We start from the raw sequence: 19,206 nt of genomic DNA on the forward strand, positions 1-19,206 counted from the left end.
ATGAACAACGAAATCTCCCACCTGACCGCGAGCGCCGCAGCGCTGCTTGCTGAAACGGACGAGCAACGCATTCGTGCGATACGATCGCGCCGGTGGGTGCTCTACCCGCGCGCCAAGCAGGCGCTCGATCGGCTGAACCGGCTCCTCGATCATCCACGAGGAACGCGGATGCCTTCCGTCGCTATCTATGGCGACAGCGGCATGGGCAAGACGATGATCATGAAGCGTTTCCGCGACCAGCATCCGCCAACGTTCAATTCGCTGACGGGAACACTGAAGACACCGGTTTTGGCGATGGAGATGACCAGCCGGCCCGGCGAACGGCGGTTCTACGCTGAACTGCTGACCCTGCTCGGCGCACCCCAGCGGCCGCGGGCCGATATCGCCCAGATGGAGCAGGCTGCATTGCGGATCATGGAAGCGATCGGCGTGCAGGTGCTGGTGATCGACGAGGTGCACAACATTCTCGCCGGAACCTATCGTGAGCAGCGCATCGTTCTCAACACTCTGCGCTTTCTTAGCAATCGTCTGCGGATCTCACTCGTTTGCTTCGGCGTCAACGAGGCGCGGGAAGCCATTAGCGGCGACGTGCAACTGGCCCGCCGGTTCGAGCAATTCACGTTGAGCCGCTGGGCTGCAAACGAACAGTTCGAGACTCTGGTCGTGTCAATCTTGCGCAACACTCCATTGCGGCAGTCCTCGGTGTTAACTGCAAAATCGCTGCGGCGGATGCTGCAGATCACCGAGGGCATTACCGCCAACATTTTCCACACCATCAACACCCTCGCCATTGAGGCCATCGAAAGCGGACGCGAGCAGATTACCAACGAAGCGATCGAGAAGTGGGAGCCGGAGTTTGATGCCGAGGCAGCCTTCGCATGACGCGGGAACATCCTCGCGGCAATTGCCGGTAATCTTGGCGCCCCACGCCGACGAGCTCTTGTCGTCGTGGATCAGCCGGCATGCTTCCTTCTATGCGATCCCGCCACTTGGTATGCTGCGGCATTGTCTTCCCGAGGTGTCGTCTTTGCGCTCGGCCGATCGCAATCTGACGGCTACTCAGGTCACCCGCCTCGCCGGCATCTTCTCCACCGAACCGGCCACCCTGCGCCGCATGACCTTTTCGAATGTGGCGCCAGCATCGCGACGCCTGATTGCGGCCAGACCGCTACAGTCCTGTGCCTGTCATTCGGGTGACCACGAACCGAGGCCTCTCCTTCGCAGCCAGTTTCTCGGCTGGCGCATCACCTGTCCGCTTTGCGGCGACCTGCTCGAGCGCGCAGGAGGGCATGATCGCCCCTCTCCTTTCGACCGCTATAAAGGGCCGCGCTCATAGGAGAACGGCTCCTCGACGATGAAGCCGAGCGCGGTATCCGAACCTGGACATCGCCGGCCGAAATCGCGCGCCTTCTGCTGATGCGACGCGTGCCGAGACCCCTTCCCCGTGAGTACGAACCGTGGCGATTCAGGGTGCTCGGCACAATCATTCCAGATCTCGATGGTGTCGTCGCTACGGAACGGAGGAACCTGCCTACTCCAGCAAGTCCGATCCTGCCGCTGCATCTGCGACCTGCTCTGCTGGCAGGAGTAGCTATCGTCGAGCGGGCTGGACCAGAGATGCTCAAAATGCTGCGTGCGAAAATGATGGGTCAGAACCAAGCACGATTCAGCAGCGCTATCGACGAGATCATGACCCATACATGCCGTTCGGTGGCGTCTTCGCAGTTGCAGTTAATTTGAGAATCCCGCCCGTCGGATTCTCATCTTTAAATGCCACATCCGGCTGAAACAGCCGCATTCTCACGTTTACGTGCCAAGCGACAAGCAAGCAAGAGACTACTTGCCGTAGAATTTTTGCACCGCCTCGATGTCGAGTTCGCTCAGTTTCCCGTCGCCGTTCCATGTCGGGTTACAATAGTTCATGATGGAAAAGGGATCATACTTCGTCACATTGTAGTCGCCGGTCGTGCCCTGCGCGTTTTCAGCGCGGCACTGCGCAGGAGCATCGGGGCGGTTCTGCTCATGGGCAAACCCGAGGGCATGGCCGAACTCGTGCGCGGCGATCGCGTACACGCAAAAGTCTTGGGTGCGCTGACAGCCAGGACTCCAGTTCGCAAAGGTGAAATTCAGGACCATTCCTTCGGGCCGCTTGTCGAGGTAGCGTCCCAGCGCCTTCACGTGCGGCCCCTCATCGGCGATACGAATGTGAATTCCGGAGTCGTTGGCGGCGCAAGCCCTCCAACCTGTAAACCGGACGGCGGAATGCCGTTCCCAAGTCTCCTCGACAGCAGACCGAGTAATTGCTCGATAGCGCGCGTCGTTCTCCCCCGGGTTTTCCCAGCAGACCTGGATCGGTAGAGTCTCCCATTTCGATTGACGGATGACAGTCCCGAACAATTCCTCATCAGTGACACCCGCGGGACGGGCGCTCTGGGCTTGTGCCAAAGAGCATGACATTGTCAACAAAGTCCCGGATACTAGCCAAACCCGAAGTTTGTTTCTCATGTGTGCCCCTCCCCTAAACTCCGATTTTTGGGCCGAAGGTGCCAGATACCACCGTGCGTGTCGCGTCGCGGCTGCGGGTTATTCGGTCTGCAGCGTAACGCTCACACCGGACCCCACTTCGTCTCCGTTCCTATAATAGAAATCGTCCGCCATCGCCTTCCCGGCCAACCGTTCGACGTCTTCTGCCGTCAGCCCTTCTCCCGACTTTTCAAGGTCAGGCAGATGGCCAGAAAGGGTGTTCACAAATCGGGCAGAACCGTATTCGTCTGGCCGCGAGACGTACAGCTCTCCAGCTTCGCCCAATGCGATCGCGCTTCCCGGTACCGAGTTGGTGACGTTTACCTGGTTGATGCAACTCATTCCCACGGGGCACGGTCTGCCTCTTATTAGTCTGGCCCATTTGGGGCCGCCGATCATCACAGCGAAATACATGACCCCAGCCTTCGATTTTGAGACTTGGCTTGCGATCAATGCGTCATAGAAAACTCTGTGGGTCTGCCTCCAAGGGCGAACGTGTCTGTCACAATAATGGTCATGGATCACAGCCGCCTTGATGAACGCTGCCTCGAAAGGGGCGCCCACAAGTGGCCTCGCCCAAGGGGGAATGGACGCCCCATCAGTCAGCAGGCCCTTACTTGCCTGCCAGCCTAGTCCGCTCGCGTCCACGAAACCGAAGTCCTGGCCTAGTCTGCAGTTTCCCGCGGTCTCGCACCCCGGAGGCAGGAGCTCGAGACTACCAACGAAGTCTGCCTTCGAGTGAGAAACGAAGGCGAGTGTCGTTGCCAGGAAAACCGTAGCGGCGACCGGGAAACGCTGATCGATTGTTCGTCCCATCTTTCCCCTCCAGCAATGGCGTCGATCTAAGTGAATGTCATCCGCGCGGAGGACATGCGGCCAGCGCTTGCGTCAGCTTAAGGCGCGGCGTGCCGTCGTCTGTGTTGACGCTTGTCGCCAACATGCACCGTGCGATCTCTGCGCCGGTGTAGCCGGGCCGCACGAGCTTCAGCAGAACATGAGCCGCAGCGCAGTACGGTGATGCCATCGATGTCCCGCTCATCTTTCCATAGGCGGACTCTGAAGGCTGACTATTCGCGTCGAAGGCAACGGCGCTGAGGACGTTGACACCCGGGCAGGATATCTGGGCTCCGCTGTTCGAAAAGCCAGCCCTGCTGCCGTTAGATCCATGTGCTCCCACGATGTATCCGTTGTCGGCGATACCCCGTTCGCGTGCGGTGATGGCGGCCCAGTTGAAGGGGCTTGCATACTTCGCTTGGATCGGGACACCGAGTCCGGAACTGTCATTGCCGGCAGCCGAGAATATTACCTTTCCACTCTGATCAGCCCGCTCAAGCACGGTTACGAGCATAAGCCCTTGCATCTCCACCAGCGTTCTCCATTGAGAGGACTCTGGGAGATCAGGATTGATGCCGAAGTTGCGTCTCCAGTTATATCCGAGGCTGACGTTGAACGTCCTTATGTCGCTCTGCTCCAGCACAAACCTATCCAATGTGCTGAGAATCTGGCCAAAAAGCACCATGAATCTCAGTTCGGGGTTTCCTTCCATAGCCTCGAAAAAGACGTCGCCTGCGCGGGCCCTGACGAAACAGTTCGGAAGGACGCCTTGGACGCCTTTTCCGTTGTGAAGCCCACAGCCAATCCCGGCGACATGATTGCCGTGGTTGTCCGGTTTTGTATCTGGCGGCAGCCCGAGGAAGATAAGATCCGTGTGTCGCGAAAATCCAACGTCAAGGACGCCCAAGATTGCTCCGTCGCGGGCTCCGGGCATGTTCCACAGTTGATCGGCTTCTATGTCGCTTACGCCCCAGTCCATTACTTCGCCAGCCATCGCAGCCACGGGCGCAGCTGTCTCTGGGGGGAGCGCGCTGGTCGGGTCAGCTTCCGGGTCGTTTCCGCTTTTGTCGGTTAGAAGGATGTCGGGCGTGGCGGCTTGAACCCGGCTGTCCTTCCTGAATTCCGAGATAGCTGTGGTAACGCCCCGCAGAATCGCATCGTTGGAACTTTGGTCGGACAATCTCGGCTCGAAGTATTGCGAGATGTCCACGTCGATCTGAATCGCCCCGATGTTCGGAAACGTTTGAATGACTTCGACGTTCTTCGTCTCCACATAGTCTTCAATCTGCTCAGGGGTGGTGTTGGGCTTGAACTGTATTATCATCGAGTTCGGCACCACGAACGGCATGCTCTTGGTCTGCTCGCCGCTCATTTCCAGAGCGGCTTTCCCGGCAGGATCGAGTCCCTCGGTGTCGGCCGTCAGCTCCCGCGGCTGTGTCCTTTGCTTCTTCCATTCCTCGACGCCAACGGTACCGAGTTGCTCGATCGCGGCGCTAGCGTCTTTCGATGGGAGAGCGGTTCCGGATTTGGAAAACGTGGATTGCCCATGCGTGGGCAAAGCAACTGCAATCGAAGATAGCGTCGCCAGCCCTAACAGGGTGATCGTTCTGTACAACATCGCACCCTCCTTATTTCAGAAGTTCAAATGAAAGCTCAATAATGTGTGGGGATCCGCGCGGGCTTTGCGGCAAAAGCTCACAATCTGCGGAACTCCACGATATTGCGCCAGTATCTCAGGCGATTGGCCCGCCTCTCAGGGGCAGAGGGAAAAAGCGGACCTTCAGCCCCTTCGCTACGCGGTACCTGGCAATCCAGCTCTCCAGGGTGAAATTTTGCTTCCACTTCGCGGCGGAGCTGGAGTTTGAATAGATAAGCCGGCTCCCGTTGCCCGTGTGGGGCCCAAGCAGCCCCACATGGCCTATGTTTCGGCGCGTACCGACCGTCTCCGTTGGCGAGATGATGATCCCGCCCGCTGGTACTTCGTCATCCTGGAGTGTGTGTCCGAAGCAGGCGCGTAGTTCCTGGTCAAAGATAGCGGTTCCGTCGGTTCTCGTTATCCATCTGCCAAGAACCTGGTGGGCGATCCTCCGAACAGCCCACACGCACGCCAAATTCCCATGGTCTGGTCCGTCAGCGGACGAAAATCTGTCGACCTGCTCGACGGCCCGAGAATGCACGTCACGATGGGCGTTAGCATCGCTAGGACCACATGAGACGCCCGCTGCCGTCGGCGTTGCGGTCTCACGCTGGAGGACATCAATGGCGGTGTCCGAGTCGCGCAATTCCAGTCCGCGCTCGGTAATTTCGAAGAGAAGTTGGCCGGAATCCTCCTCGCCGCGCTGTGTCACCACAAGATATCTTCTGCCATTGACGTTTATCTCGGCCCCCTCGTTCACGTAATCAGTTGTGTCGTCAAGAAACGGCTGAATTTCGGGATATCGTTGCTCCACACTCATGGTCATTCCCCTCCACCAATAAGTCAGGATACGCGGCGGCATCTTGAATTAGACAACACGAGTGCTTCTCAGAAGTGATTGGCGTCACCAGCCACTTCTCTCTGCAACTATTCACTAAATGTAATCGCCCCGCGCTACCGTCGATTAAGTCCTGAGCAACAATGCTCGCAGCATTCGCACGACAAATATCCGCAGCTATCTCGCGATGGCCGCCAAACGAAAAATCGACATTCTATCTGCAACGGCTGCTTATTGTACTCCCGCCGGAATACCTGTCTGTTCCAGAAGTAACATTGCTGCTCAATGCAGCGCCCTGCGGGAGGCATTTATCAGCACCAGTTTATACAACCAACCCCTTAAATTAGCCAGTTGCAAAGCCGCCCGTTACAATTTGTGATTCACAAATCTCCAACGCTAATTTTTCTTGTGGGAAGTCATTGGAAGTGACCGTCGATGCCTGCGTGCAAGGGCAGACGCCGTACTGTCGCTTGGCATTTAATTTGGGTCTCCCTCAATTTGTGTGGTTCACTCGCCGTTAGACATGATGCCGCTATAGGCGTGGTATGCGAACGAAAATGAAATGGCCGCCGGCCAGGGATCAAGTTCTGGGTGTCGCGCTCACTGATGATGACAGCTGGGTTGTTTCCGCTGCCGGACCAGCCTTCGGCATTTGCCCTGATTGCGGACGGCGGACCCGAAATCGGCATGGCTGGTCCAACCGAAGCCTTCAAGATCTGCCGGTCCAGGGAAAGACCGTAACGGTGAAGCTTCGGTTGAGCCGCTGGCGGTGCGCGCATCAGAAATGTGAACGACAAACGTTCACCGAGCGACTGCCGACGACTGCCTCCCCTTATGCGCGCCGGACAAGGAGGGTCTCCGCGATTGTCGGTCTGCTAGACCATAGCGCAGGCGACCGTCCCGGCGAGCGCTTGATGCGACGCTCGGCATGCCGGTCAGCGACGACACGATCCTGCGGCAGCTGAAGCGGGATACCGAGCCCGCTGCTGCCGCTCGGCCAAAATCGCCACCACACAAAGTGAGGAAGAACCCGTTTACGTGCCAAGCGACAGGGATACGTCGATGCCGGCATACTGCTTCATGGTCGTCTCTCCGTGCTGCTATGGAGCAGGCCACTCCTGACTCCGCGACACCATCATTGTGAGGGACGACCACCGGCCCTTCAAACCGGGCGGGCCGGGTTCCGCCCGTTACACCATCTTTTTAGCACAGAACGGAAACATCCGATTTGCTGCGATGAAAGTCTTCGGACGCTTAGCAGCGGTGCACATGGCCGAGAGCCGAGTCAGCTTCTCGGGACGCCAATTGCTGAAAGTGCGCAGTCGCTTTAGGGGGAGCTTCTTAGGGCTTAGCGAGGCTCACCTTCTTTCCGATATGATCGCGCCAAAGTCCAAGCCGCTTTATTCGATATTCAACCAGCTCTGGTGAGGTCCCGAAGAAAGACGCAATCTCAGCGGCACTCTTGCCATCCGAGATCATTCGCTTGACCGCATCTCGTGGGAGCAACGTCGCCGACGCAAGGAAATAAGCGTCGTGTTCTTCAGCACTGTCGTACGTACGGCCGAAGGAGCCGGCAATCTTCGCTATCTTAGTAAGCTTATGCCCGGAAAGAATGTGCCAATACTCTTCGAGCAGCGTTACTCTTTGTCTCTCTATGGTATGGGAGTCGTTTAGAAAAACAACCCAGCTATCCTGAACAGCGTTCAACGGAATGCTCATCGCCGACCACTCGTTGCACGATGGTCCTGCAAGCGTGTTTCTTGTTTTCTCATCGATGCAGGATGAATCCCGCAGCCGCTCTACTGTGACTGAATCGACAATCAAAAAGAACGGATCCAATGGATCGTTCTTCTTCAATCCTAAGTCCTTTCGGAAATCTTCAGCGGTCTGCTCTAGTTCCTCCTTGGACATAACGATAACTTCACCATCTGTTAGCGCATTGCTCGGCTCCGATGTGTCTCCCTCGGCATAGTGCTGCCGAAGACATGCCGCGGCCCGCAGCAAGGTTTGCACCGTCCCGGAGGATGCGTTCTTCCCGGCGCGGAAGTGGACGAATGCCACCTGGTCAAAGCCGAGCTCATGTGCATCGGCGTCCGGGCCGAGCCACTCGAGCAGCCTGATCTTGGAGTTGTTGTCGGGCGATCCATCGCCCCGCTCGATGCGGGCCAGCGTGGAGAAACTGATCCCCACGATCCCCGACAGCGCCCTAATGCTGAAGCCTTCGCGTTCTCGCTTCTCGCGGACGGCCCTGACGAGTTTTTCCTCGAATTCGTTCATTTTTACCCAATTGTGCGATCAGCACACGTTGACACGTTTCCTCGCTAAAGGCATCCTGTGCTGGTGACACAGATTCGCACATCGGCAGGTAAAATGGAAGTCTTGTTAAACGGCGATGCGCGCGCTGAGTTGCAGCGGATTGGCGACGGTTTGGACGCGCGCCAGCCCGTGAGGGTAAAGGACGGGGGCATCGTCATCCTCGACCCGCAGCCCACGTCAACAACCGTCCAGGAGAAAAATCATGAGCAACGACAGAGTGCGCGAGGACCCGCAGCCAGGTCACGGCAAGGGTCCACCCGACGGCAAGGGTCGTCCGATCGATCACGGGCGACCCGTGCCCAACCACGGGTCGTCGGCCTCGCCGGCCACTACGCTCGGCAGCTAGAGGATGTGCAACGAGCATACCCCGGAGCAACTCTCCTCCCCGACGAGCACGGGGTATGGCTTCTCGCGCGCAGCCGCGTCTTGGATGGCCTAGCGCGCGAAGCCAAATTTCTTATCGCCTTGCCGTACACACCTGCGGTGGAGCCGCGCGGATGGGCGTTTTGGGAGCAAGATGGGCAGGTCGAATGGATCGGCCCGCGACACACTAATTTCACTGATGGCTCTGTATGCGCTTATCACCCGAAGCTCGACAACGCTTGGTCGCCGGGCGGTGACTTGCGCACTTTGCTGGACCTCTACAGCGTATGGGCGCTCCGGCACCTGCACTTGGCGGTTTTTGATCGGTGGGTGGGACGCCAGCACGCGATGCCGGATGCTGCAGGGCGATCTGACCCCTACTACCGGCTACTCCAGTTCAAGGAGGCTGAACTTTGCAGCTGTGGGTCAGATCGGCGATATGGCGCGTGCTGCCGACCGTACGATCTGAAATTGCCGTTCCTCTCAATTAAGCGGATGTTCGAAAAACGCAACGGTGGCCGCAGCATCCTTGATCGCGCTGCCCCTCCGGAAATTACAGCATCAGTCACCAGTGGTGGACGAAATGCCCCACCTCCCATCTTGGATGTTCACGACCCTCTGCGAGAGCACATCGTGGCCAAAGCAGGCAAGATGGGGTAGACCTGTAGGCTCTGTGGGCTAAGAGCAATTCTCTGAAGGGCAACCCCTCGCCTTGAGATCCCATCAGGGGTGAGTAGCGGCAGAGTGAGGTCGGAATCGAACCCATGACACCATAGGATCATTGAGACCAAAACACTGATTCGATGTGATAATGTCATATCAAAGAAGAACCCGATGAACGAAGACGAGCTGAACAAGCGTTTAGATGCCCTCCATGCCCGTTTGACATGGATTTCTGACACAGAGGCCCGGGCGGCTTGGATCCAAGCTTATGGTGCGAATGGAGAGTTCGACCAAGAGCGCACCAAGATTCTCACCGACGCTGAGGACGTCCTCGACCAGCTGGTTGCGTTGGGGGGCGGACCCAAGTTTCAATACAAATAGATTTGCCATGAACGACGCAACCGGATCCGTCTTTAATGCCTCCCCACCTCCGCGCGCGGCTGATGTCCTGTTCGGGTCGAGCACTGAAGACTGGCCACTCAATGCTTGCATTCAGCACTGGGGCGAGGTTGACCATGCTTATAAGGCCGGCTTCCGGAGGGCTGCTTACCAGCTGGCCGCACAGATGTGCGAGCGCCCCCACGATCAGGATTCCATCGTTTATCCGATCGTCTATCTTTACCGTCATCACGTCGAACTGATGCTCAAGGACATTTTCCGCCTCGGCGCCGATCTTCTCAACGCGCCGATATCGGGAAGTCAGGAAAAGCACCTGGGTCGGCACGATCTTGCGCAGCTGTGGAACATGATTCGGCCCATGCTTGATCCCATTTGCGATCTGGCAGGCGCCGACCACTTGCCCTGGAAGATCTCGACGGTATCGAAGCCTACATGCGCCAGCTAAATGAGCGGGATCCACGAGGGGAGAGCTTCCGCTACGCGCGCAGTCGCGACGCGACGCGCACGCTGGGGGCGGATCTCGTCCATATTAATATCCGCTGGTTTGCCATACATATGGAGAAGCTGGCCGATTATCTCGACGGCCTAGAAAACTGGCTTGGAATGCTGGTTGACGGGCGTGACAAGGCTTATGCCGGATGACATTTCAAGAACCGCAGGTGGCTTTGGGGAGCTTGCCTCCCATCGTGACGTCCGCACCATTGCCTGCCCGCCAAAGTTTTCGGCGGCCTATTTGAGCGTCAGCGTAGCCACATATTCTCGGGTTCCAGCGTTGAACTCGTGGAGCACTGTTTCAGGCATGGTATTCCACCGGTGGCCGAGCGCGACGGCGAACTGAGATGGACCGGCATAATAGAACTGGATCTGCTTCAGCTGGTATTTTGCCGCAAGACGGGCAATGCGCCCTTTGACCTGCCCGACGATCGCCTGCATTTCTTTGGCCGACGTAACCGGCACTGAGAGTTGGAAGCGCTGGATTTTTTCGGCAGGAATCCCCGATGAGACCAGATCGCGGAAAGGGTCCCGGAGGATCCCGATGCTCACGGTCAAAACATCACCTGGATCCAGCTGAGGCTCCGACACGTCCCATTGAGGATACGCAGCGCCTGCCTCAGGACGATCGTCCGTTGCCCATACGCCGTCACGGGTCAGGATATCGATGTCGAAGCCGGAGGCTGATCGAAACGACCATCCGAGAGCAAAGCCGGCCGACAGACGATAGGATCCCTGCAGAGTCAGGCGGGACGCTCCCTGTTGCTTCAGCCAGGTGGCCGTTCGCTGCAGAGGCTTGAGCAATCCTTCATGCCAGTCGGCCGTGCTGCCGGCGCCGGCCGAAAATGCGGCGGCGTCCAGTTCCAGCATCGAGGGATTACTCTCCTTCCGGTCGGAGAGAATATGCAGAGCGAAGGGTGGCAAAGGCAGGCTTTCGTCCATCGCTGCTTCAATACACTGAACCAAGGCCGATCGGGTCAGGAAACTGCCGATGTTGTGGTTCGCCTTGGCCATTGCGAGAAGATCGTCGAAGATCTTCTGGAGCTGGCTGGACTTGAGGTCCAAGGCGGGAAACGCCTCATGGAACGCACTATCAAACAGGCTTCGGGCTGTGTTTTCGTCCGGTATGTTGCGTTCGTCAAAGTCTACAAAATCGACCACGAATCCGCCAAGCGGATCCGGATATTGAGCGACAACATCGGCTCGGAACTTGGCATCGAAGTGTGCCTTGATCTCCGTAAACGGATCATAGAATGGGCGCGCCTTCCGGACCCGGTCCCGGTCCTTCGCCATGTAAGCCAAGGTGGCGGGAATCTGCGGCGTGACGAGAATATGGGTTCTCGCGGTATCGGGGTAGCTATCATGATAATGAGAGAACCCTTCCACGATCTCCTTGACGTCGGCCGGCTTAAGAACACCCGACTTGGCCTGATGGCGGTCGATGACTGAGCCGTGTGGCGCCAGAGGCGCAAAAAAGCGGGCTTCGAGATCTTCGAGACCTTCGAAGATCATGCCTTCGAACGCGGGATTCACGAGCCAGGCCGGCAGTCGGGCAAGGCCGTCCCAGATCTGGTATTCAAAACCATTCTGGGCGATCACGCCACCCATACCTCTGTAATCGGTCAGCGTTGGCGCTGGCTGCTTGTCGGTCATGCGTCCAATTCCAATTTTACGTTTTGCTCGAAGCCGCGTGGATCAAAGAGCCAAGCGCCCGCCTCGAATTTGTCGGCGCGCAGGCGAACGATCATCAGCACTGCGAAGCTGCCCTTGAAATCCGGATCCCTGACCAGATCCCGCATGCTCTGGACGTCGACCCCACTAGGGCGGACTTCGAAGCTGGGATGGCTGTGCCACTCGCCGATATAGTTGTAGCGGCGATACTGGTGATGAGTCCGGTCGAAGAATCGCGTTGCATCGCGTACGGCCTGAAGAATGTCGACCAGGAACCGGCTGAAAGTGCCGGGCCGAGCCTGAAGCGTCATTGTGGATACGCGGAAGTGCGAGGGCTCAACCTGTTCGCCGAACAGCTGGCCCCCGATTTCCTTGTCGCCGGCACGCTTGAGGGCAGTCGTCAGAGTTGCCAGTTCACTGGGTGAAAGCTTTAAGAGCATCCAGCAATTCTCCGGCAATCTCGATTACAAATTTCTGGGCCTCGGCATCCTCGGTATTGCTATTCCACTCTGACGGACCGCCGACATCGAGCGCGATCACATGGCCGTGCATGTCAAAGGCCCATTCCTTCCGGAAGCCAATCAGCAACCACCGGAAATCGTCAAGCTTGTCGTCAAGGATGTCGAGCACAACGCGGGCGGCATGTGAGGCGGCCATGCTGATCGCCGCATCATCCGCTACGATGATCTCGCCGTTGTGGCTGATTGCCTCATAAGCCCTATCGCCGGCCGAAAGCGGCACGACGCGCCCTTTTTCATCTGTCCAGTTCAGGAGGGCCTCTCGGCCGAGGGTATAAGCGGCATTTCGCTTCGGTACGGACGGCGCAACCAAGGCCCCGATTCCGCCTTCGAACACTTCCACAGAAACGAATGGCTTCTGGTTTTCGAAAGCCAGGGCACCAAGCAGCATCGAAGTCGCAGGATCGCCGGCGGCATCCACGATGATGTCGCAGGCCGTGATCAGATCGAAATGAGCCGCGTTGGTGCTAGCTGATTTCTGCCAGTTCAGGTTCTGGTCAACGGTCATGATATTTGCGCCCGGGACGATATGCAGAAGCCGGCGCTTTAGCCCATGGACCTTGTGATATCCGACGTCCCGCCAGTCGAGAACATGGCGCTCCAGATTGCCCGGCAGGAACACGTCGCCATCGAAGATGCGCAGGGTGTCGATCCCGCTACGCAACAGCATTTCCGCAACTTTCGAGCCCACCGAACCGGCCCCGACAATGGCAACCTTTTTGCCTTGTGAAGACGGTGCACGACCGGAGCGCAGACCCGTTTCGGGAGGCAGGATATAGACCTTGCGGTGATAGGCATTATCCGAAAGCACATGGAAGACGTTGATGCCATCATCTTCGATGAACACAGTTACGAAGTGCACTTCGCCTTCCACGGGCGAACTCTCCCAGAGAGTGGATGTGAAGGCGGTTCGCTCTAAAGGAAGACCATCGGGCACTTTCCCACTTACCAGAGCTACGGGCACGGGAAACCGCCAAGTGTCCAGATCCACCGATGGTGGCCGCTGAACACCCTCACGGTCAATGGAGTCGCTGAGAAAGATGGGCCAAACTTTGTCCGAGGCCGACCACCGCAGTGCGTGAACGTCTTGAATGTCGCCCTTCAAGAGCCGTTCAAGGCATTCATGCCCGATGAAGACCGGTGACTCGCCCCAGTTATATTTCTGGATCTCACCTACATTATGAGCCGAGGTAACCTTGCCCTTCTCCCCGTCTCCCAAAGGGTTCTCGAGGTTGAGCAAGCCAAAGGCACTACGCAGAACATCTGCCCCGCTAGCGCGGGACGTCCAGTTATCGGGGCGCAGTTCGAGACAAAACGCACCGCCTTTGCCGTACTGGTGATAGGACCATTTCGCTTCAGGGTCCTGCGGCTCCACCCAGGCGGGCACGAGCGGAAAGTTGTCCGGATAAACGAGACGGACGGGATAGGTGGCGCCGTGCGCGACGATCGAACCGGCAGCCGCAAACTTGTAATCGTGTATCTCCCAGCGATCGAAAACGAACCACTCGTTTTCGATCGCCAGGTTCTCTACCGCTTCTTTTTCCCGAGCAACGCGGACGGTGTTGTTAAGCCACCAGATGCTCATGCAAATCCGCGCGGCTTGGTCGGTGCGGCCATGGCATCCGGAAATACATATGACGATGTGCCTGCCGTAGCAGCCGCTTTCTCAAGAAGGCTGCTTGCCTTGGCAACTTTCTCCGTTTCGGTCGCCGGGAACCGGCTGCCGAACACCTTGCGCCAGTACCAGGTCGCGTCGTCCATGTTGTCGGTCGACTGGGCCTTCCGCGCGTAGTCGGCATAGGTTTTCACCTTGGCTATAAAGGCCTTCCACTGCGTGATCGACACCTTCGCAAGGATATCGCTGCCGGCGACAGAAGGGTCATATATGATGGGCTTGATATCCATCTCCGCCTGGAAAGCATAAGCCTTGTGGATGTTCTCGAGCATCTGGGCGAAGGCCTCACCGTAGTGGGTTTCGTTCTGCGGCGCATGGAGCGCGGTCAGGACCTCGAGCACGAACCCCTTAGGCCGCTTGCCTGAGTTGTTTTGGCGGCGCCACCACTTGAAGAGCTTGACCAGCGGCTTGAGACGTCCGCCGAAATCGCTGTTGCGGTCGCGGCTCCAGGTGATGTGGCCCGGCGGGTCGGTCAGCTTCCATTCGCCCGATTCACGATCGGGGATCTTGTATTGCTCCCCCCATTCGATCACCGGCACGACATCCATTTCGGCAAGGGACGTGATCAGCTTGATCGACCGCTTGTTGATGCGTTCGACCACGTAGCCGTCACCTCCGTCCTCGAGAGCGGCGCACAGATCGTTCAGGACGTCGTCCGGCTCGTCATCTTCCGTGTAGTTGGTCACGATGATGATATCGACGTCAGGACGCACGACGCCGTCGGCATCCGTCTTGGGTCGGATGGACGTGTTGCGCGCATAACTTCCAGAGAGGAAGTCTCCCTCGATCTTTGCCTTAAAGTCGTCGTGCGCCTTAAGATGGTTACGGACGCCCGTATGGGCTTTTGATGAATTGCTTACAGTGGTGGGGCTGGGTTCGATATCTTGCAGAAACTCGAGAAAACGTGCGTTCGGGACCATATATACCTCTGGAAGTGCGGGCGAGTCCGATGGCCCTTTCGCAGCCAATTAACCCTTCGCTACAACATAGGAATTCCGCGCGCGAAATTCCAACCCAGCGTTGCGAAATTCAATGCCAATATTTCGTCGCATCCCTCAGCGTGTCGAGAATGCTCGCCGTATGTGCAACGAATGACCAGCAATCACAACCAGCCATGAAGGCCCGGGCATCATCTTGCCGGGCTCTTTGCCTTTCCGGGACGTCCCCGGCAACCTGTTCCGACCGGGTTCGACCCGTGCCGCACTAGGGCTGGGAGGGCCCCCTCGTGGCCCCTCCCCTCGCGCTCTCCTCCCGCCCCTTCAAGTTCACGCCTGCAGCTGGTAATCACCCCGACCGTGCTGCTAGAGAAGAGCCGTGTGGGACGACTGAGGTTTACGGCATGCGCGTAGCCGATATGATGAAACCCGGCGGCCGGGTGTTTCTTAAAAGCGAATGGGGCCAGATCAGTGACGAATGGCCCTGTGTTTCTTTCACAAAGCGGTCTGTTGGAGACCGGCTGAGGCGCGAGTTCGTAGCCGGCCGCGACGTGCTGATCTACGTCGGTACGACAGATCCCGAGACGACACGGTTGCCGGAGCATCGCAGTCGCTTAATCTCGGCCGTAACCATTGAACCGAACCAGGTTCTCGAAACGCGTAAAATCGTGCCTGTGGACGTGTGGGCGAAATCGAATGCTCAATGGGGCGATCGATGGCCCTATTCGATGGCTGTCATCTCCGCCGCCAACATCGTCGGACCGCCCTTTCCGGCCGCCCACGATGTTATCCCCGCCGCTTACCGATCGTTTTCCGAAATCGCCAACCGCGGCGGTGTCGTGGAAGCGCTGGAAAGCGAGCGAGAGGCTGTCATGTCTCTCAACATTGAGCCGATTTCACTGGACCTTCGTGAGGACGTGCGGGCCTACTTCGAATTGCGCAGCAGTTTATCTTCGGAACGTGATTCCTTGGTGAAGAAAAACGTCAACCGAATGGCGCGGTTGATTGTCGATCGGGTGGAGCGCGGTGGTGACATCGGCGTGAAGACCAATCCGATTCGGTATGCGCCCAACCTCTCGGACCTGTATGTGCTCCTGATGCGGAAATGGACCGATCAGCGGGGCCGCTGTTCTCTTTGCGGCGGACAGCTCGCCACGGGCAATGGAAGCAGCATGCTGCAGCCGTCAGCCGACCGTATCGACAGCGCCAACGGCGCCTACGACGACGAGAATCTCTGGATCACGCACCTCGCCTGCAATCTGGCAAAAAACAAGTACGGCACGAACGATTTCGAGCAATGGCTCGCGGTCATCCGTGGCGTCGATTTAGATCAGGAATAATAATTTCCCTAGATTTCCATGACCGAGCAAGAATGCGCCGCGCGGGTGCGCGAAATCCTGACCGCCATCAAGACGCTGGCCGCGGGATACTATCGCTTGACGGGAACCCCCTCGGGCTCACCGGCGAAGTGGCAGAAGCGATTGCAGCCGACGTTCTCGGGCTCGAGCTGGCTCCTCCGCGCACGGCAGGCTACGATGCGATCCGTCGTACCACCGACGGAAGCGAGGAGCGTATCCAGGTCAAGGGACGCGCGTTCGGCCCGGATGCGAACCCAGGGCAGCGGCTCGGATGGATCAAGCAGCGGCCGCGTGCGACACGGTGCTACTGATGTTACTCGACAACGCCACATTGGATCTCCGCGAGATGTGGACAGCCCCGTATGCGGCCGTCACGGAGCGACTTGCAAAACCGGGATCTAAAGTCCGTGAGCGCGGCTCGCTGAGTGTGCCAGAGTTCAAGCGTCTTGCCGTCAAGATGGCCAACCAACTGAGGTCGGCTTTCTCGGCCTGTATCGCCCTATAAATTCCCTCCTCGATGAGAGCTGCAATGGGGAATTGCTGCTTGCTGTTTCGCGGTGGCTCGTCCGTGGTAATCCCCTCTATAGCCGCGGCGAAAGGCAATCCTATTGAAGAATGCGTTGCGCGGCCCAGCGCTCGTGAAATGCGTGGTCAGCCCCTGAAGGTCGGGCGGTATCGATGCGTATGATGCTCAGTTCGCGGGACGGCGTGCGAACGCCGCGGGGGGCGTCCTGGAGGACGAGGTCCTCGAGATGGACGAGTTCGCCGCCGATCCACTGCGAGGCGCAGGCGTCGGCAAAGTGCATGCGCGCGATCCAACCCTCGCCGACCGGCGAGCGGGCAATGCGCTCGTCGAGTCGCGCCTGCGCTGTGCCGATGTGGCAGGGCATCGGCCAGTAGAGCACCGGACCCGAATTTACAGAACCTTAACCATATGAATTAACCGCGACAAATCTCACAAACGGAAGCTAACTGCGGTCATTTTTCCGTCATCCGGACGCCGCTTTCCGCGCGATATCATTATCGATAGGGATCAAGTATCGATAGTTAGCCATCTCGGCATGATTTCTTGCTATCTGCGGGTCGAACGACTATCTTGAAGGCGTAATTTCCAGCAGGAGCGCCGAACGATGTCCGAGCCGCAACTCTCCATTCGCAGCGCCAGGGCGAAGGAACTGGCGCATGCACTGGCGCGCCGCACCGGCCTGCCAATGAACAAGCTCGTCGAACGGGCGCTCGAGCACTACGACAGCGAGCTCAGGCAACAAAAGAACCGCCACCCGATCGATGCGGTCTGGGAGCTCGCCGCCGAAGGCCGGCACGGCGTGCCGGCCGACGCGACCTCCGCCCATGACGATCTTTACGACGAGCATGGCCTGCCCAAATGATCGCCGTCGATACCTCCGCCATTCTCACGGTCGTACTCGACGAGCCGGAAGCCGAAAGCTTCAAGGCGGTTTTGCGCCAGGAGGCCCTGCTGATCGGTTGGCCGACCCTGTTCGAAAGCCGGATCGTGCTTGCGGCGAAGGGGTTTTCCAACGCCGGCGACATCGTTGCCCGGCTGACCGAGGCGCCGAACGTCACGACTGTCACCTTCGACGGCAAGCACTACGCGGCGGCCGAGCAAGGTTATGACCGCTATGGCAAGGGCCGGCATCCGGCGGCGCTCAACATGGGCGACTGCTATTCCTATGCGGTCGCCGCAATCGCCAAGGCGCCGCTCTTGTTCAAGGGCAACGATTTTGCCAGGACCAATCTGAAGTCTCATCCGGCGTCAGCGGTACCCGAGCGTGAAAATCGATGAGTGAGGGTGTCAGATCAGCGGCGCCCGATAGCCAGGCGGTCCTTCGCCGCGCCGAAGAGCTCGACGCGCTCGACGCCATCCTGCCTTTCGACCGTCGAGACCAGTTGGCTGAACTACTGACCGACGACGACGTCGCGACGCTCAAGCATCTGGCCGGCGAAGGCATGGGCGAAAACACGCTGCGGGCACTTGCCTCCGATCTCGGCTACCTCGAGGCCTGGTGCCGCCTCGCCACCGGTGGCCCCCTCCCCTGGCCGGCGCCGGAAGCGCTGCTCCTGAAATTCGTCGCCCATCACCTCTGGGATCCGGTCCAGCGTGCCGAGGACGCGGCCCACGGTATGCCGGCCGACGTCGAGGCGGGACTGCGCGCCGAACGCCTGCTCCGGTCCCCCGGACCGCACGCGCCGGGCACGGTCCAACGACGGTTGACCTCCTGGTCGATCCTGACGCGCTGGCGCGGAATGACCGGCGCCTTCGCCGCACCGTCGCTCAAATCCGCCCTGCGCCTCGCGGTGCGCGCCAGCGCCCGGCCGCGCCAGCGCAAGAGCAAGAAGGCGGTGACTTTCGACGTGCTGGCAAAGCTGTTGCAGGCCTGTGCTGGCGATCGGCTGGTTGACCTCCGCGATCACGCGCTGCTCCTGACCGCCTTTGCCTCCGGCGGCCGCCGCCGCTCGGAGGTGGCGGCGTTGCGCGTCGAAGATCTCACCGACGAGGAGCCGGTGCGCGCCAATCCCGCCGACGAAAACTCCCCTCCCCTGCCCTGCCTGTCGATCCGCCTCGGCCGCACCAAGACGACGACAAGCGACGACGACGAACATGTGCTGTTGATCGGCCGGCCGGTGACCGCCTTGAAGCGCTGGCTGGCGGAAGCCGGGATCAAGGAGGGCCCGGTATTCCGACGCATCGACCAATGGGGCAACATCGATCGGCGGCCGCTGACGCCGCAGTCCGTCAACCTGATGCTGAAGGCCCGTGCCAATCAGGCCGGCCTCGACCCGGCGTTGTTTTCCGCGCATGGGCTGCGCTCCGGCTATCTGACCGAGGCGGCGAACCGCGGCATTCCGTTGCCCGAAGCGATGCAGCAGTCGCTGCACAAATCGGTGACCCAGGCGGCGAGCTATTACAACAACGCCGAGCGCAAGCTGGGCCGCGCAGCTCGGTTGATCATCTGACCGAGCGAG

The 19,206-nt window shown here is 58.9% G+C and carries 20 protein-coding genes and 2 pseudogenes; 12 read left to right on the forward strand and 10 right to left on the reverse strand.

The genetic code is table 11. The annotated features are described in order from the left end of the window. The 3 genes from SJ05684_RS24840 to SJ05684_RS30675 all read left to right on the forward strand — a co-directional run bounded on the left by SJ05684_RS24840 (position 1) and on the right by SJ05684_RS30675 (position 1,740). Entirely contained in the window at positions 1-882 is an 882-nt protein-coding gene (locus SJ05684_RS24840) for a TniB family NTP-binding protein (protein ID WP_095694378.1), read from the forward strand. Further along, positions 860-1,336, forward strand: coding sequence for a TniQ family protein (locus SJ05684_RS30670; protein WP_244938024.1), 477 nt, complete (start codon positions 860-862; stop codon positions 1,334-1,336). The genes SJ05684_RS24840 and SJ05684_RS30670 overlap by 23 nt, the downstream gene beginning before the upstream one ends. A gap of 134 nt (positions 1,337-1,470) precedes the next feature. Further along, the gene (locus SJ05684_RS30675) at positions 1,471-1,740 is read left to right on the forward strand and encodes a hypothetical protein (RefSeq protein WP_244938025.1); all 270 of its coding nucleotides are present in this window, start codon (positions 1,471-1,473) and stop codon (positions 1,738-1,740) included. A gap of 96 nt (positions 1,741-1,836) precedes the next feature. On the opposite strand, the gene SJ05684_RS24855 is transcribed toward SJ05684_RS30675, so the two are convergent. From SJ05684_RS24855 to SJ05684_RS24870, 4 genes are all read right to left on the reverse strand, one after another. Then, complete coding sequence (locus SJ05684_RS24855; protein WP_034859747.1) at positions 1,837-2,505, reverse strand: M12 family metallopeptidase; 669 nt, start codon at positions 2,503-2,505, stop codon at positions 1,837-1,839. 78 nt (positions 2,506-2,583) lie between these two features. Further along, positions 2,584-3,339 carry a DUF1353 domain-containing protein gene (locus tag SJ05684_RS30865; protein WP_050980239.1) on the reverse strand — a complete coding sequence of 252 codons (756 nt, stop codon included), beginning with the start codon at positions 3,337-3,339 and terminating at the stop codon, positions 2,584-2,586. A gap of 37 nt (positions 3,340-3,376) precedes the next feature. Further along, positions 3,377-4,975 (reverse strand): S8 family peptidase, encoded by a 1,599-nt coding sequence (locus tag SJ05684_RS24865; protein WP_034859749.1) that lies wholly within the window; start codon positions 4,973-4,975, stop codon positions 3,377-3,379. A gap of 115 nt (positions 4,976-5,090) precedes the next feature. Continuing rightward, positions 5,091-5,819: a hypothetical protein gene (locus tag SJ05684_RS24870; protein WP_157212051.1), complete on the reverse strand. Its 729-nt coding sequence runs from the start codon at positions 5,817-5,819 to the stop codon at positions 5,091-5,093. Between the two features lie 557 nt (positions 5,820-6,376). Between SJ05684_RS24870 and SJ05684_RS24875 the strand changes: the two are divergent. Further along, positions 6,377-6,816: pseudogene (locus SJ05684_RS24875) on the forward strand (transposase family protein); the annotation flags it as partial. Between the two features lie 356 nt (positions 6,817-7,172). On the opposite strand, the gene SJ05684_RS24880 reads toward SJ05684_RS24875, so the two are convergent. Further along, positions 7,173-8,108 (reverse strand): helix-turn-helix domain-containing protein, encoded by a 936-nt coding sequence (locus SJ05684_RS24880; RefSeq protein WP_034857981.1) that lies wholly within the window; start codon positions 8,106-8,108, stop codon positions 7,173-7,175. Between the two features lie 241 nt (positions 8,109-8,349). Here SJ05684_RS24880 and SJ05684_RS29815 point away from each other — a divergent pair, with 241 nt between their 5' ends. The 4 genes from SJ05684_RS29815 to SJ05684_RS24900 all read left to right on the forward strand — a co-directional run bounded on the left by SJ05684_RS29815 (position 8,350) and on the right by SJ05684_RS24900 (position 10,214). Further along, on the forward strand, positions 8,350-8,493 hold the full coding sequence (locus SJ05684_RS29815; protein WP_157212000.1) for a hypothetical protein: 144 nt from the start codon (positions 8,350-8,352) through the stop codon (positions 8,491-8,493). Between the two features lie 851 nt (positions 8,494-9,344). After that, positions 9,345-9,554, forward strand: coding sequence for a hypothetical protein (locus tag SJ05684_RS24890; RefSeq protein ID WP_034857978.1), 210 nt, complete (start codon positions 9,345-9,347; stop codon positions 9,552-9,554). A gap of 7 nt (positions 9,555-9,561) precedes the next feature. Continuing rightward, entirely contained in the window at positions 9,562-10,017 is a 456-nt protein-coding gene (locus SJ05684_RS29820; protein ID WP_157211999.1) for a hypothetical protein, read from the forward strand. Continuing rightward, complete coding sequence (locus SJ05684_RS24900; RefSeq protein ID WP_034857977.1) at positions 10,005-10,214, forward strand: hypothetical protein; 210 nt, start codon at positions 10,005-10,007, stop codon at positions 10,212-10,214. Before SJ05684_RS29820 ends, SJ05684_RS24900 begins: the two co-directional genes overlap by 13 nt. A gap of 87 nt (positions 10,215-10,301) precedes the next feature. On the opposite strand, the gene SJ05684_RS24905 is transcribed toward SJ05684_RS24900, so the two are convergent. The 4 genes from SJ05684_RS24905 to SJ05684_RS24920 are packed head-to-tail and all read right to left on the reverse strand — an operon-like array spanning position 10,302 to position 14,896. Beyond that, positions 10,302-11,717 carry an SAVED domain-containing protein gene (locus SJ05684_RS24905; RefSeq protein ID WP_034857976.1) on the reverse strand — a complete coding sequence of 472 codons (1,416 nt, stop codon included), beginning with the start codon at positions 11,715-11,717 and terminating at the stop codon, positions 10,302-10,304. Then, complete coding sequence (locus tag SJ05684_RS24910) at positions 11,714-12,175, reverse strand: M67 family metallopeptidase (RefSeq protein ID WP_034857975.1); 462 nt, start codon at positions 12,173-12,175, stop codon at positions 11,714-11,716. The genes SJ05684_RS24905 and SJ05684_RS24910 overlap by 4 nt, the downstream gene beginning before the upstream one ends. After that, entirely contained in the window at positions 12,150-13,838 is a 1,689-nt protein-coding gene (locus tag SJ05684_RS24915; RefSeq protein ID WP_050980147.1) for a ThiF family adenylyltransferase, read from the reverse strand. The genes SJ05684_RS24910 and SJ05684_RS24915 overlap by 26 nt, the downstream gene beginning before the upstream one ends. After that, the gene (locus SJ05684_RS24920) at positions 13,835-14,896 is read right to left on the reverse strand and encodes an SMODS domain-containing nucleotidyltransferase (RefSeq protein ID WP_244938026.1); all 1,062 of its coding nucleotides are present in this window, start codon (positions 14,894-14,896) and stop codon (positions 13,835-13,837) included. Before SJ05684_RS24920 ends, SJ05684_RS24915 begins: the two co-directional genes overlap by 4 nt. 371 nt (positions 14,897-15,267) lie before the next feature. Between SJ05684_RS24920 and SJ05684_RS24925 the strand changes: the two genes are divergently transcribed. Next, positions 15,268-16,203, forward strand: coding sequence for a hypothetical protein (locus SJ05684_RS24925; RefSeq protein WP_083846243.1), 936 nt, complete (start codon positions 15,268-15,270; stop codon positions 16,201-16,203). A 698-nt stretch (positions 16,204-16,901) separates the two neighbouring features. Here the strand turns inward: SJ05684_RS24925 and SJ05684_RS24935 are convergent. After that, positions 16,902-17,111, reverse strand: a pseudogene (locus tag SJ05684_RS24935) (RHE_PE00001 family protein); the annotation flags it as partial. 240 nt (positions 17,112-17,351) lie between these two features. Between SJ05684_RS24935 and SJ05684_RS24940 the strand changes: the two are divergent. The 3 genes from SJ05684_RS24940 to SJ05684_RS24950 are packed head-to-tail and all read left to right on the forward strand — an operon-like array spanning position 17,352 to position 19,197. Next, complete coding sequence (locus tag SJ05684_RS24940; RefSeq protein WP_034857971.1) at positions 17,352-17,609, forward strand: type II toxin-antitoxin system VapB family antitoxin; 258 nt, start codon at positions 17,352-17,354, stop codon at positions 17,607-17,609. Continuing rightward, on the forward strand, positions 17,606-18,025 hold the full coding sequence (locus SJ05684_RS24945) for a type II toxin-antitoxin system VapC family toxin (protein ID WP_034857969.1): 420 nt from the start codon (positions 17,606-17,608) through the stop codon (positions 18,023-18,025). Before SJ05684_RS24940 ends, SJ05684_RS24945 begins: the two co-directional genes overlap by 4 nt. Next, positions 18,022-19,197 (forward strand): site-specific integrase, encoded by a 1,176-nt coding sequence (locus SJ05684_RS24950; RefSeq protein ID WP_034857968.1) that lies wholly within the window; start codon positions 18,022-18,024, stop codon positions 19,195-19,197. The genes SJ05684_RS24945 and SJ05684_RS24950 overlap by 4 nt, the downstream gene beginning before the upstream one ends. Positions 19,198-19,206: the final 9 nt, after the last annotated feature.

It is taken from the genome of Sinorhizobium sojae CCBAU 05684 (genome assembly GCF_002288525.1).
GTDB lineage: Bacteria > Pseudomonadota > Alphaproteobacteria > Rhizobiales > Rhizobiaceae > Sinorhizobium > Sinorhizobium sojae.

Coding starts and splice junctions, on each gene's coding strand:
- SJ05684_RS24840 (WP_095694378.1), top strand. CDS start 1: ATGAACAACGAAATCTCCCACCTGACCGCGAGCGCCGCAGCGCTGCTT.
- SJ05684_RS30670 (WP_244938024.1), top strand. CDS start 860: ATGCCGAGGCAGCCTTCGCATGACGCGGGAACATCCTCGCGGCAATTG.
- SJ05684_RS24855 (WP_034859747.1), bottom strand. CDS start 2,505: ATGAGAAACAAACTTCGGGTTTGGCTAGTATCCGGGACTTTGTTGACA.
- SJ05684_RS30865 (WP_050980239.1), bottom strand. CDS start 3,339: ATGGGACGAACAATCGATCAGCGTTTCCCGGTCGCCGCTACGGTTTTC.
- SJ05684_RS24865 (WP_034859749.1), bottom strand. CDS start 4,975: ATGTTGTACAGAACGATCACCCTGTTAGGGCTGGCGACGCTATCTTCG.
- SJ05684_RS24870 (WP_157212051.1), bottom strand. CDS start 5,819: ATGACCATGAGTGTGGAGCAACGATATCCCGAAATTCAGCCGTTTCTT.
- SJ05684_RS24880 (WP_034857981.1), bottom strand. CDS start 8,108: ATGAACGAATTCGAGGAAAAACTCGTCAGGGCCGTCCGCGAGAAGCGA.
- SJ05684_RS29815 (WP_157212000.1), top strand. CDS start 8,350: ATGAGCAACGACAGAGTGCGCGAGGACCCGCAGCCAGGTCACGGCAAG.
- SJ05684_RS24890 (WP_034857978.1), top strand. CDS start 9,345: ATGAACGAAGACGAGCTGAACAAGCGTTTAGATGCCCTCCATGCCCGT.
- SJ05684_RS29820 (WP_157211999.1), top strand. CDS start 9,562: ATGAACGACGCAACCGGATCCGTCTTTAATGCCTCCCCACCTCCGCGC.
- SJ05684_RS24900 (WP_034857977.1), top strand. CDS start 10,005: ATGCGCCAGCTAAATGAGCGGGATCCACGAGGGGAGAGCTTCCGCTAC.
- SJ05684_RS24905 (WP_034857976.1), bottom strand. CDS start 11,717: ATGACCGACAAGCAGCCAGCGCCAACGCTGACCGATTACAGAGGTATG.
- SJ05684_RS24910 (WP_034857975.1), bottom strand. CDS start 12,175: ATGCTCTTAAAGCTTTCACCCAGTGAACTGGCAACTCTGACGACTGCC.
- SJ05684_RS24915 (WP_050980147.1), bottom strand. CDS start 13,838: ATGAGCATCTGGTGGCTTAACAACACCGTCCGCGTTGCTCGGGAAAAA.
- SJ05684_RS24925 (WP_083846243.1), top strand. CDS start 15,268: ATGCGCGTAGCCGATATGATGAAACCCGGCGGCCGGGTGTTTCTTAAA.
- SJ05684_RS24940 (WP_034857971.1), top strand. CDS start 17,352: ATGTCCGAGCCGCAACTCTCCATTCGCAGCGCCAGGGCGAAGGAACTG.
- SJ05684_RS24945 (WP_034857969.1), top strand. CDS start 17,606: ATGATCGCCGTCGATACCTCCGCCATTCTCACGGTCGTACTCGACGAG.
- SJ05684_RS24950 (WP_034857968.1), top strand. CDS start 18,022: ATGAGTGAGGGTGTCAGATCAGCGGCGCCCGATAGCCAGGCGGTCCTT.